This window comes from Streptomyces sp. NPDC059861, from assembly GCF_042731435.1.
Lineage (GTDB): Bacteria > Actinomycetota > Actinomycetes > Streptomycetales > Streptomycetaceae > Streptomyces.
On the sequence record NZ_JBHWJQ010000043.1, the window covers coordinates 35,948 to 48,404 of the forward strand.

Consider the following 12,457-nt stretch of genomic DNA (forward strand, 5'->3'; position numbering starts at 1 on the left):
ACCGCTGTTCCCCGCTGCCCCCGACTGCCCTCTCGCGCGCTCAGCCAGGAGGATCCACCGGGATCACTCCGCGTCCGCGTCGCCTCCTTCCCGTACGGGGCTTTCGAGTTGCCCGGCGTCCCCCGCTTCCCCGGCCCGCTCGGCCGTCGCCGCACCCGCCAGCCCCAGCAGCAGTACCCGCGTCAGTGAGCGGGCCCAGTCCGCGTCCGCCGGTTCCGCGCTGACCAGGGAGCGGTGGACCACCGCCCCCGCCACCATGTCGAAGATCAGGTCCACGGTGCGGGCCGCGTCGGTGGGGTCGGACTCCGCCGGGAGTTCGCCGCGTGCCTGTGCGCGGGCCCGGCCCACCACGACCAGGCGCTTCTGGCGGTCGACGATCGTCGCGCGGATGCGTTCGCGCAGCGCGGGGTCGCGGGTCGACTCCGCGACCACCGCCATCAGACCGCTCTTGGCCTCCGGCCGGTCCAGGATCGCGGCCAGCTGGAGCACCACGCCCTCGATGTCGGCGCCCAGGGTGCCGCGGTCGGGCAGGCGCAGTTCGTCGAAGAGTTCCGCCACCGCGTCGACGACCAGTTCGTTCTTGCCCGCCCAGCGGCGGTAGAGCGTCGTTTTCGCAACCCCGGCCCGGGCCGCGACGTCTCCCAAGGTGAGCTTGGACCAGCCGAGTTCCACCAGGGCCGCCCGGGTCGCGGCCAGGATGGCGGTGTCGGCGGCGGCGCTGCGCGGGCGACCCGTGCGGCCGGCGGGGGTGCGGCTCTGCATCTTTCGACCATATCCGGGCCCGCGTGCGGCGGGTTTCGGCCGACAGTGAGGGAGATCACCAGGCGAGGCTGTCGACGGGGCGCCCCCTGCCGTTACGCTACGACTCGTAGCGAAAGCTCGTGCTCGACCTGCTCTCCCGTGTCGTACGGGGACTTTCGTCTCGTGCACGAGCGACGACCACAGGCGTGGGGTGGGGACCCGGCGTCGAACGCACGCACGGCTTCGAGGGCGCTTTTCACAGACGCCCGGGTAACGGGGGAGGATAGACGCATGCAGCCACGGAACATGTCCATGAGCGGCGTCGTCGACCTCGCCGCGGTGAAGGCGGCCCAGGAGGCCAAGGCCAAGGCCGAGCAGGCGCGCGCCGCAGCGGCGCGCGAGGGCGGCGGCGGGGCCGTCTCCCCGGCCGATCTCGTCATCGACGTCGATGAGGCCGGATTCGAGCGCGACGTCCTCCAGCGCTCCACCGAGGTCCCGGTCGTCATCGACTTCTGGGCCGAGTGGTGCGAGCCCTGCAAGCAGCTCAGCCCGGTGCTTGAGCGGCTTGCCGTCGAGTACAACGGTCGCTTCCTCCTCGCCAAGATCGATGTCGACGCCAACCAGATGCTGATGCAGCAGTTCGGGATCCAGGGGATCCCGGCGGTCTTCGCGGTCGTCGCGGGCCAGGCGCTGCCGCTCTTCCAGGGTGCCGCCGCGGAGGCGCAGATCCGGGAGACCCTCGACCAGTTGGTCACCGTCGCCGAGCAGCGCTTCGGGCTGACCGGCCTGACCGTCGACCCGGAGGCCCAGCCGGGCGGGCAGGAGCCGGCGGAGGCTCCCGTCGGCCCTTACGACGCCCTGCTGAACGCCGCCGCACAGGCGTTGGACGCGGGTGATCTGACCACGGCCGTCCAGGCGTACAAGAACGTGCTCGCCGACGACCCCGCCCACCCGGAGGCCAAACTCGGTCTGGCGCAGGCGGAGTTGCTCCAGCGCGTGCAGGGGCTGGACGTGCAGCGGGTGCGCAAGGAGGCGGCCGACCGGCCGGCCGACGCGCAGGCGCAGATCGTGGCCGCCGACCTGGACCTGGTGGGCGGTCATGTGGAGGACGCCTTCGGGCGACTCATCGACGCCGTGCGCCGCACGGCGGGCGACGACCGGGATGCCGTACGACTGCGGCTGCTGGAGCTGTTCGAGGTGGTCGGCGGGGACGATCCGCGGGTGACCGCGGCTCGCCGGGCGCTGGCGCGCGCGCTGTTCTGAGCGGTGCGGGGGGCCGGGTCCTGGTCAGTTGCTGAACGTCGGGACGTGTAAGCCCTGAGTGAGGAAGTGTCCGACGGGGCGTCAGGGCGGCCGCGCTTTACCAAATCTTGGTAATCGCGGCCGCTGTTACTGCGAGTAAGTCATGGGCGTTCATCTGTCGGATTCTGTCCAGCGATCAATAGTTTTGTCCTACCCCTAGTTGGCACCCAGAGTCGCTGACCGAGTCCAGCTGGTCGTTGTTCGGTTATCCGGCCGTTACTAGCGAGTAACGAACCCCCTTGTGCGGGCGGCGAGAATGCACCACGATCGGCGACGCTCGGTCCATTCCCGTACCCCGACATCCAATCGGGCCGCGGGACTTCCTGGGTCCCCACCGAGCAGAGCCGACGCCCCTGGCGCCGGCTCTTGGGCAGGGGGGTCTTCGCCCACCCGGTGAAGCCTGTCCAGCAAGGTTGTGCGTGATGCGTGTCAGGCGCGACCAGTGGTTGTCGCTCGGGGGTGATCGCCGGTGATTCGGGCGCCGTTGTGCGCCGCCGAGTGCGGGCGCTCTCCTTCCCGAGGACGTAGCACTTCTCCCATCCCTGTCCGGTACAGCCGCCTTTGGGGCGAGCCGGGCCAGGAGATGTACGTCCGAGAAGGAGGAAATATGGAGTCCCCAGTGCGTGGTGGGACCAGATGGAAGCGGTTCGCTGTGGTCATGGTGCCCAGCGTCGCCGCCGCGGCATGTGTGGGTGTCGGTCTGGCGCAGGGCGCGCTGGCCGCGTCCTTCAGTGTCTCCGGCCAGCAGTTCAAGGTGAAGGCCTCTCACCTGCACGGTGAGGGCTTTGCCCAGTACGGTGGCATAGACGAGGTCTATGAGACCGTCGAGGGCAAGAAGAAGAAGAAGGTGCCGGTCGCGATCTCGTCGTTCGACACGGCGACGATCACCAAGATGTGCCAGTCGGTCAAGACGGACATCCCCTTCGTGGGATCGATCTACCTCCGTCTCGAGGCCGGCAACGACCCGAAGAAGCCGGTCGAGGCCGAGAACCTCTACATCGACGTCGCGCAGCTGGACGCCGATGCGGAGTTCAAGAACATCGACATCGGTGTTGCGGTCCAGGACAAGACGCGCGGGCCCGCCAACAAGGACCGGGCCACCACTCTGCCGGGCGGCTTCGCCCAGCAGGCGGAGTCGGCCGACCTCTACGGCGTCGAGCAGACGGCGTGGGCGACCTCGGCCGGCACGTTCAAGCTCAGCGGTCTGTCGATGCGTCTCGGCGCGAACCCCAAGATGGAGTGCTACTGACGGCTCCCGTCACCGGGGTGTATCGGGGTAGCTGAACTGCCCTCGGGGGCGGGGAAGCCTTCGCTTCTCCGCCCCGCCGGCCCGGCCCGTCCGAGCGTCGGCACCCTCACCGACCCACACTTCCGGCTTCTTCACGCCCTACGGCCGAGCCGGTACGAACTTCCACCGGACCCAGGGAGCTGTTTTCCATGAGTGCCGAGACTCCGGACCAGAGCGCCGGGACAGTCGCCCGGTTGCGTCTGCGATTCCGTGACTGGCGGGGCACCCGGCCGTTCTGGGCGGGATTGTTCACCCTGCTCGGCGGGGTGCCGATCGCCTATTTCCCGTACGCCACGCTCAAGTTGGGCACCATGTCGCTCGCGATGGCGACCACCGCGGGTGCCGGTTCACTGATCATCGGCGTGCTGCTCATCACGCTGGGCCTGACGATGTGGTTCCAGCAGGCCACCCGCTTCTTCGCCGGTGTCGCGGCGATCCTCCTGGCGTTGGTGTCCCTGGTGGTCTCCAACATCGGTGGCTTCCTGGTCGGCTTCCTGCTGGCCATGCTCGGCGGCGCGCTCGCCCTCTCCTGGGCGCCGGGCGAGCCGGAGTCCGAGGACGCCGGCCTCCGTGACGCCGACCGGGGCCCGGTCGACGACGGCGGTGACGGCGTCGCCCCCGACTCCGCTCCCGATGCCATGGGGGACAACCCTGTCGAGCCGGGCGAGCCGCACTCCCCGTACGGCACGGCCGACGGCTTTCGGGCAGATGAGCCGAAGGGGGCGCACCGTGTCGGCTGACGAGGTCCGGGGCGAAAGCTCTGCGGCCCCGCAACCGGCGAGGACGGGGCCGCGTCATGCCGCCCCCAAGAAGCCTCTGTTCACCAGATTCCAGGTGCCGGCCGGCCGCGCGATAGCCGTGGCGGCGATGCCCACCGCGATCCTCATGGGCATGGGCCTCACGCCGAAGCTGGCACTCGCCGACGACCGGCCGACTCCACAGAGCCTGACGGCCGAGGAGTACGAGGACTGCGTCGAACTCCTGAAGGAAGGTGACGCCGCCTCGTCGTCGCCGTCCGCCTCGGCGAGCGAGAGCGAGTCCGGCGAGCCGAGCCCGTCGGCCACGGCGACGGACTCCCCCCAGTCGCCCGAGACCCCGGGTGACGAGGCCACGGACAACAACGGGTCGGGCAACGGCTCTTCGTCGGATTCAGGTTCCGACGACGAGGCCGAGCCGGCGCCGTCCCCGTCGGCCTCCGCGGACAAGGACTCCGAGCCGCAGGACGCGAACCCGACGCCGAGCGCGTCCGGGGCCGGGAACGGTGGCGTGCTGGACGCCGTCGGCGACACGATCACGGGCGTCGTCGACGGCATCACCGGGATCGGCAAGGGCGAGGAGAGCCAGGCCGCTCCCACGCCGACGCCGTCCGCGTCCTCGGGCGACGAGGACGACACGTCCGAGCAGGACGACGCCTCCGGCGCCACGGACGACTCCGGTGACTCCGGCAACTCCGGGGAGGACACGGCCGGCACGGGGAAGGACACCGACCCGGCCGGGGACAGCGCGGACGAGCCCACCGACGCGGCGTCGGACGCGGCCGAGGAGACCGAGGAAGCGGCGGACGAGGCAACCGCCTCGCCGACGCCCAGCCCTTCCGCGAGCTCCACCACGGACCCGGACGACTGCCCGCTCGCCACGGACGTCGAGGGCGGGATAGACAACGAGATCCTGCTGCCCGACGACCCCTGGTACCTGGACGCCAGTTCGCTGACGCTCAAGGGTGCCGACTACCAGGGCATCGTGAAGGTCAAGACCGCGTCCGGCAACGTCAAGGAAGTCCTGAAGTACGTCATATCCGACGGTACGGACATCGGTGACCTGCACCAGACGGTGAAGGACAAGCAGTCGGGCAAGACGCACCACGTCCAGGCCGACAAGGGCTCCAAGTCCACGATCACCGACGGGGACACGGTGATGTACACCGAGAAGATCTCCGGCAACCTCTTCGGCCTGATCCCGATCACCTTCAGTCCGGAGAACCCGCCCCCGCTGAACATCCCGCTGATCTACTTCACGGACGTGAAGGTCCAGCAGGCCGGTCAGTTCGGCGGCACCCTGACCGTGCCGGGACTCTCGTCGTACATCACGGACTGAGCCGCCCGCCCCCACAGACCCGTTCGGGAGCCGCAAAAGAACTGTGGCCCGGTCCCCCGCCTCGCGGGGGACCGGGCCACAGTCCGGTGTGGGGCTCAGTCGTTCGCGCCGCCCAGGTGGTGCACCCGCACCATGTTCGTCGTGCCCGGGACGCCGGGGGGCGAGCCCGCCGTGATGATCACGATGTCGCCGGGGTTGAAGCGGTTGAGCTTCGCGATCTCCTGGTCGACCAGGTCGACCATCTCGTCCGTGCTGTTCACGAACGGCACCACGTGGGACTCCACGCCCCAGCTGAGCGACAGCTGGTTGCGGGTGGACTCGTCCGTCGTGTACGCGATGATCGGCTGGCTCGCGCGGTAGCGGCTCAGACGGCGGGCCGTGTCGCCGGACTTGGTGAAGGCCACCAGACCCTTGCCGCCGAGGAAGTCGGCGATCTCGGCGGCCGCGCGGGCCACCGAACCACCCTGCGTGCGCGGCTTCTTGCCGGGCACGAGCGGCTGCAGGCCCTTGGAGAGCAGCTCCCCCTCGGCCGCCTGGACGATCTTCGACATCGTCTTGACGGTCTCGATCGGGTAGGCGCCCACCGAGGACTCCGCCGACAGCATGACCGCGTCCGCGCCGTCCAGGATCGCGTTGGCCACGTCGGAGGCCTCGGCGCGGGTCGGCCGGGAGTTGGTGATCATCGACTCCATCATCTGGGTCGCCACGATCACCGGCTTCGCATTGCGCCGGCACAGCTCGATCAGGCGCTTCTGCACCATCGGGACCTTCTCGAGCGGGTACTCGACGGCCAGGTCACCACGGGCGACCATCACACCGTCGAACGCCATCACGACGTCCTCCATGTTGGCCACCGCCTGCGGCTTCTCCACCTTGGCGACGACCGGGACGCGCCGGCCCTCCTCGTCCATGATCTTGTGGACGTCGTTGATGTCCTTGGCGTCCCGGACGAAGGAGAGGGCGACCAGGTCGCAGCCCATGCGCAGCGCGAACCGGAGGTCCTCGACGTCCTTCTCGCTCAGCGCGGGCACGTTCACCGCCGCGCCGGGCAGGTTGATGCCCTTGTGGTCGGAGATGACGCCGCCCTCGATGACGATCGTCCGCACCCGCTGGCCCTCGACGTCCAGCACCTTCAGCTCGACGTTGCCGTCGTTGATCAGGATCTGGTCGCCACGCGAGACGTCGCCGGGCAGGCCCTTGTAGGTCGTGCCGCAGATCGTCCTGTCGCCGGGCACGTCCTCGGTGGTGATGACGAACTCGTCACCGCGCACCAGCTCCACCGGCCCCTCGGCGAAGGTCGCGAGCCGGATCTTCGGGCCCTGGAGGTCGGCGAGGACACCGATGGCCCGGCCGGTCTCCTTGGCGGCGGCACGGACGCGGTCGTACCGCCCCTGGTGCTCGGCGTGCGTGCCGTGGCTGAAGTTGAAGCGGGCAACGTTCATGCCCGCCTCGATCAGCGCGACAAGCTGCTCGTGGGAGTCGACCGCGGGGCCGAGAGTACAGACGATTTTCGAACGGCGCATGGGGCGATCCTATCGGTTTGTTTCGCTGCGGAATATTCCGTCTGGCGGAAAATACAAAAGGGCGGGATGCCGCTCAGGTGAGGGCGTCTCCGAGCCTCTGTGGCAGTTCTAAGAGACCTGGGACGCCTTTACCAACGCGTACGTCTGTGTCGCAATCTCCAGCTCCTCGTCGGTCGGCACCACGGCCACCGCCACGCGCGCGTACCCGGGCGAGATCAGTCGCGGTGCGTCGCCGCGTACGGCGTTCAGCTCGTCGTCCACCACCAGGCCCAGCTCCTCCAGGCCCGCCACGGCGGCCTCCCGCACGGGCGCCGCGTTCTCGCCGACCCCGGCGGTGAACGCGATGGCGTCCACCCGTCCGAGCACCGCGTAATAGGCGCCGATGTACTTCTTCAGACGGTGAATGTAGATGTCGAAGGCGAGTTGCGCCTCTTCGTCACCCTCGTCGATCCGGCGGCGGATCTCGCGCATGTCGTTGTCACCGCACAGGCCGATCAGTCCGCTCTTCTTGTTGAGAAGAGTGTCGATCTCGTCGGCGGACATTCCGCCAACTCGCATCAAATGGAAGATGACGGCCGGGTCCATGTCACCGGAACGCGTACCCATCACGAGCCCCTCCAAAGGCGTCAGCCCCATGGAGGTGTCCACGCACTTCCCGCCGCGTACGGCGCTGGCGGACGCCCCGTTGCCGAGGTGCAGCACGATGACGTTCACCTCCTCCGGTGCCTTGCCCAGCAGCTCCGCGGTCGCCCGGGAGACGTAGGCGTGCGAGGTGCCGTGGAATCCGTACCGCCGGATCCGGTGCTCGTCGGCGGTCCGGACGTCGATCGCGTACCGCGCGGCCGACTCCGGCATCGTCGTGTGGAACGAGGTGTCGAAGACGGCGACCTGCGGCAGGTCCGGGCGCAGGGCGCGGGCCGTGCGGATGCCGGTGAGGTTGGCCGGGTTGTGCAGCGGGGCGACCGGGATCAGCCGCTCGACCTCGGCGAGCACGGCGTCGTCGATGACGGTCGGCTCGGTGAAGTGCTTCCCGCCGTGCACCACCCGGTGCCCGATCGCGGCCAGCTCTGGCGAGTCGAGGCCGAGCCCGTCCTTGGCCAGCTCCGCGGCCACGGCCTTCAGCGCGGCCTCGTGGTCGGGGATCGCCGCCTCGAAGCCGCGGGTCGCGCCGGTGGCGACGAGTGTGTGCCTCAGCCGGGAGGTCTCCTCGCCGATCCGCTCGACGAGGCCCACGGCGAGCCGGCTGCTGTCGCTCATGTCGAGCAGCTGGTACTTCACCGACGAGGAGCCGGAGTTGAGGACGAGGACTCGGGAACTCACCGCTGGGCTGCCTTCTCGCTGGGGGACTGGGCCTGGATCGCCGTGATGGCGACGGTGTTGACGATGTCCTGGACGAGCGCGCCGCGGGACAGGTCGTTGACCGGCTTGCGCAGACCCTGGAGCACCGGCCCGACGGCGATCGCGCCGGCGGAGCGTTGCACGGCCTTGTAGGTGTTGTTGCCGGTGTTGAGGTCGGGGAAGATCAGCACGCTGGCCTGCCCGGCCACCTCGGAGTCCGGCAGCTTGGTGGCGGCGACGCTCGGCTCGACGGCGGCGTCGTACTGGATCGGCCCTTCGATCTTGAAGTCGGGCTGCCGCTGCCGTACCAGCTCGGTGGCCTCGCGGACCTTGTCGACGTCGGCTCCCGAGCCCGACGTACCGGTGGAGTACGACAGCATCGCGATCCGCGGCTCCACGCCGAACTGGGCGGCGGTGGAGGCCGACTGGGCGGCGATGTCGGCGAGCTGCTCGGCGTTCGGGTCGGGGTTGACCGCGCAGTCGCCGTAGACGAGCACCTTGTCGGCGAGGCACATGAAGAAGACGGACGAGACGATGGCGGCGTCCGGCTTGGTCTTGATGATCTCGAAGGCCGGGCGGATGGTGGCCGCCGTGGAGTGCACGGAGCCCGACACCATGCCGTCGGCGTGCCCCTCCTGGACCATCAGGGTGCCGAAGTAGTTGACGTCGGAGACGACGTCGTACGCCAGCTCCACGGTCACGCCCTTGTGGGCGCGCAGGGCGGCGTACTTCTCGGCGAAGGTGTCGCGCAGCTCGCTGGTGGCCGGGTCGACGATCCGGCAGTCGCCGAGGTCGATGCCCAGATCGGCGGCCTTCTTGCGGATCCGGTCGACGGGCCCGAGCAGGGTCAGGTCGCACACGTCGCGGCGCAGCAGCACCTCGGCGGCGTGCAGCACCCGCTCCTCGGTGCCCTCCGGCAGGACCACCCGGCGGCGGTCGGAGCGGGCCCGCTCCAGCAGCTTGTGCTCGAACATCATCGGCGTCACGCGGTCGCTGCTCGGCGCGCTCACCCGCTTGAGCAGGCCGCCGGTCTCGACGTAGCGCTCGAACAGGCCGAGCGCGGTCTCCGCCTTGCGCGGGGTGGCCGCGTTGAGCTTGCCCTCCAGGGAGAACAGCTGTTCGGCGGTGGGGAAGCTGTTGCCGGCCACCGAGAGCACGGGGGTGCCCGGGGCGAGGCGGGCGGCGAGGGTGAGGACGTCGTCGCTCGGCACCTCGTTCAGGGTGAGCAGGACGCCGGCTATCGGCGGGGTGCCCGCGCTGTGCGCGGCGAGCGAGCCGACGACCAGGTCGGCGCGGTCCCCCGGGGTGACGACCAGACAGCCCGGGGTCAGGGCGGCCAGGAAGTTCGGCAGCATGGCCCCGCCGAAGACGAACCCGAGCGCGTCCCGGGCCAGTCCCGACTCGTCGCCGAGCAGCACCTTGGCGCCGAGGGTGTGGGCGATCTGCGCGACCGTCGGTGCGGACAGGGCGGGCTCGTCGGGCAGGACGTAACAGGGCACGGGGAGGCGGGCGTCGAGCCGGTCGGCGATCCGGTCGCGGTCCTCGCGGGCGACCCGGTTGGTGACCATGGCCAGGACGTCGCAGCCAAGCCCCTCGTAGGCCCGGTAGGCGTTGCGGGTCTCGGCGAGCACGGACTCGGCGGTCTGCTTGCGGCCGCCCACCACCGGGATCACGGACGCGGCGAACTCGTTGGCGAGCCGGGCGTTGAGGGCCAGCTCGTCCGGGAACTGGGTGTCGGCGTAGTCGGTGCCGAGGACGAGGACGACGTCGTAGTCCCGCGCGACCAGGTGGAAGCGGTCGACGAGCGTGGAGACCAGCTCGTCCGTCCCCCGTTCGGCCTGCAGCGCGGAGGCCTCCTGGTAGTCCATGCCGTAGACCGTGGCCGGGTCCTGCGACAGCCGGTAGCGGGCGCGCAGCAGATCGAAGAGGCGGTCGGGCCCGTCGTGGACGAGGGGGCGGAAGACGCCCACCCGGTCGACCTGCCGGGTCAGGAGTTCCATGACCCCCAGTTCGACGACCTGGCGGCCGTCGCCGCGGTCGATACCGGTCACGTACACGCTGCGCGTCACGCGTGCTCTCCGTTTCGTCTGAGTCGTCTGCCTGAATCGGGGGTGATGGGGCCGACCGGGTGGAGAATCGGAGGCCCCGGGCTCCTCGGACCGTAAAAATCGCCCGCCGGGGCGAGCGGAACCCTCTTGACAATACCCCTCGACATAGATAAGGCGCCCGTCAAGGTGTCGTCGTGCTGAGCGCCTGAGGGACGTGAAACAATCGACAGTGGCTCACCGGTATCAACAGCGAGCAGGAGACACAGCACGATGCGCATCGGAGTGCTCACCGCAGGCGGCGACTGCCCCGGCCTGAACGCCGTGATCCGCTCGGTCGTGCACCGAGCGGTCGCGCAGTACGGCGACGAGGTGATCGGCTTCGAGGACGGCTACGCGGGCCTGCTGGACGGTCGCTACCGCGGCCTCGACCTCGACTCGGTCAGCGGCATCCTCGCCCGTGGCGGCACGATCCTCGGCTCCTCGCGGCTGGAGCGCGACCGGCTCCGCGAGGCCTGTGAGAACGCGTCCGACATGATCCACGAGTTCGGCATCGACGCGCTGATCCCGATCGGCGGCGAGGGCACCCTGACGGCGGCCCGGATGCTGTCCGACGCGGGCCTGCCGGTGGTCGGCGTGCCGAAGACCATCGACAACGACATCTCGTCGACGGACCGGACGTTCGGCTTCGACACCGCGGTCGGGGTCGCCACGGAGGCGATGGACCGCCTGAAGACCACGGCCGAGTCCCACCAGCGGGTGATGGTCGTCGAGGTCATGGGCCGCCACGCCGGCTGGATCGCGCTGGAGTCCGGCATGGCCGCCGGCGCGCACGGCATCTGCCTGCCCGAGCGCCCCTTCGACCCGGTCGACCTGGTGAAGATGGTCGAGGAGCGGTTCGCGCGCGGCAAGAAGTTCGCCGTCATCTGCGTCGCCGAGGGCGCCCACCCGGTCGAGGGCAGCATGGACTACGGCAGGGGCGAGATCGACCAGTACGGCCACGAGCGCTTCCAGGGCATCGGCACGGCACTGGCCTACGAACTGGAGCGCCGCCTCGGCAAGGAGGCCAAGCCGGTCATCCTCGGCCACGTCCAGCGTGGCGGCTCCCCGACGGCGTACGACCGGGTGCTCGCCACGCGCTTCGGCTGGCATGCGGTGGAGGCGGCGCATCGCGGGCAGTTCGGCCGCATGACCGCGTTGCGGGGGACGGACGTCGTGATGGTGCCGCTGGCGGAGGCGGTCACCGAGCTGAAGACGGTGCCGAAGGGCCGGATGGACGAGGCGGAGTCGGTGTTCTAGGGCCGGTTCAGTACCCCGGTGGTCTGCTCCGGTCGACGGCCGTCCAGAAGTGGTCGATGATGCGGTCGAGGAACTCCCGCCCGTTGTCGCCGCTCTCCTGGCCGCCGCCGCCCCAGCTGAGGGTGGCGACCATCTGCCCCTGGTACTCGCGGTGCAGCTCCTGGAGTACGGCCTCCAGGACGCCGCGGTCCAGGGGCACCGTCCTGCCCACCGGGCGGACGTAGGCCTGCCAGCGGGTGGTCACCGCGCTGTGCAGCAGGTCGGCGAGTTTGGCCTCGCGGCCGGTGACGGCGACGAAGTCGGGCAGGTCGAGATCGAGGACGTCGGCGAGGGCGGCGGACTGCCGCTCGTTGCCGCGCCAGGTGTCGCTCTCCTCCATCCGCTGATACGCGGCGAGTTCGAGGCCGACTCCGCGGGCGACGTCCTCCGGCGCGAGACCGCGCGAGATGCGGTGCTCGCGCAGGGTGCGGGGACGGCCGATCAGTTCACCCGGCGAGCACCACAACACGCCCGCGAGGGCGGTAAGTTCCGGGCTGCTGGGGTGGGTGACCCCGCGTTCCCAGGCGATGACGAGGTCCGGGGTGACGTACGGCAGTCCGTACGAGGAGCGCATGCTGTAGGCCACGTGCTCGGGCCCCATACCGAGGGCGGCACGGAGGCGGCGGGCGGCGGGGGCGTTGAACGGCGGGGTGGGCTGGTTCGGTTTGACCGGGGGTTGGCGCACGGGCACAAGCTAGGGGTGCGGCGGTGTCCTGACTACCCTCTGTTCGGCCAGGAACACGTATTGTAGGAACATACGGTTCCCCCGTGACCCGCCGACCGGACAC

At 70.0% G+C, this 12,457-nt stretch carries 10 protein-coding genes; 5 read left to right on the top strand and 5 right to left on the bottom strand.

Features of this window, described 5'->3' with window-relative positions:
* Positions 1–63 precede the first annotated feature (63 nt).
* Complete coding sequence (locus ACFV6X_RS30065) at positions 64–762, bottom strand: TetR/AcrR family transcriptional regulator (protein WP_385388752.1); 699 nt, start codon at positions 760–762, stop codon at positions 64–66.
* Positions 763–1,032: 270 nt separating this feature from the next.
* On the opposite strand from ACFV6X_RS30065, the gene ACFV6X_RS30070 reads away from it, so the two are divergent.
* From ACFV6X_RS30070 to ACFV6X_RS30085, 4 genes are all read left to right on the top strand, one after another.
* Positions 1,033–2,004 (top strand): tetratricopeptide repeat protein, encoded by a 972-nt coding sequence (locus ACFV6X_RS30070; RefSeq protein WP_385388754.1) that lies wholly within the window; start codon positions 1,033–1,035, stop codon positions 2,002–2,004.
* Positions 2,005–2,650: 646 nt separating this feature from the next.
* Positions 2,651–3,292: a DUF6230 family protein gene (locus tag ACFV6X_RS30075; protein WP_385388757.1), complete on the top strand. Its 642-nt coding sequence runs from the start codon at positions 2,651–2,653 to the stop codon at positions 3,290–3,292.
* Between the two features lie 188 nt (positions 3,293–3,480).
* The gene (locus ACFV6X_RS30080) at positions 3,481–4,071 is read left to right on the top strand and encodes a DUF6114 domain-containing protein (protein ID WP_385388760.1); all 591 of its coding nucleotides are present in this window, start codon (positions 3,481–3,483) and stop codon (positions 4,069–4,071) included.
* Entirely contained in the window at positions 4,061–5,425 is a 1,365-nt protein-coding gene (locus ACFV6X_RS30085; protein ID WP_385388762.1) for a hypothetical protein, read from the top strand. Before ACFV6X_RS30080 ends, ACFV6X_RS30085 begins: the two co-directional genes overlap by 11 nt.
* 95 nt (positions 5,426–5,520) lie before the next feature.
* On the opposite strand, the gene pyk is transcribed toward ACFV6X_RS30085, so the two are convergent.
* The 3 genes from pyk to pta form a co-directional block, all read right to left on the bottom strand.
* A complete protein-coding gene (gene pyk, locus ACFV6X_RS30090; protein WP_385388765.1) occupies positions 5,521–6,948 on the bottom strand; it encodes a pyruvate kinase in 1,428 nt (475 codons plus the stop codon).
* A 108-nt stretch (positions 6,949–7,056) separates the two neighbouring features.
* Positions 7,057–8,268, bottom strand: coding sequence for an acetate kinase (locus ACFV6X_RS30095; RefSeq protein WP_385388767.1), 1,212 nt, complete (start codon positions 8,266–8,268; stop codon positions 7,057–7,059).
* Positions 8,265–10,355, bottom strand: a complete 2,091-nt coding sequence (gene pta, locus ACFV6X_RS30100) for a phosphate acetyltransferase (RefSeq protein ID WP_385388770.1) — start codon at positions 10,353–10,355, stop codon at positions 8,265–8,267. The genes ACFV6X_RS30095 and pta overlap by 4 nt, the downstream gene beginning before the upstream one ends.
* 249 nt (positions 10,356–10,604) lie before the next feature.
* Here pta and ACFV6X_RS30105 point away from each other — a divergent pair, with 249 nt between their 5' ends.
* A complete protein-coding gene (locus ACFV6X_RS30105; protein ID WP_385388773.1) occupies positions 10,605–11,630 on the top strand; it encodes an ATP-dependent 6-phosphofructokinase in 1,026 nt (341 codons plus the stop codon).
* A 7-nt stretch (positions 11,631–11,637) separates the two neighbouring features.
* Here the strand turns inward: ACFV6X_RS30105 and ACFV6X_RS30110 are convergent, their stop codons facing one another.
* Positions 11,638–12,354: a helix-turn-helix domain-containing protein gene (locus tag ACFV6X_RS30110; RefSeq protein ID WP_385388774.1), complete on the bottom strand. Its 717-nt coding sequence runs from the start codon at positions 12,352–12,354 to the stop codon at positions 11,638–11,640.
* Positions 12,355–12,457: the final 103 nt, after the last annotated feature.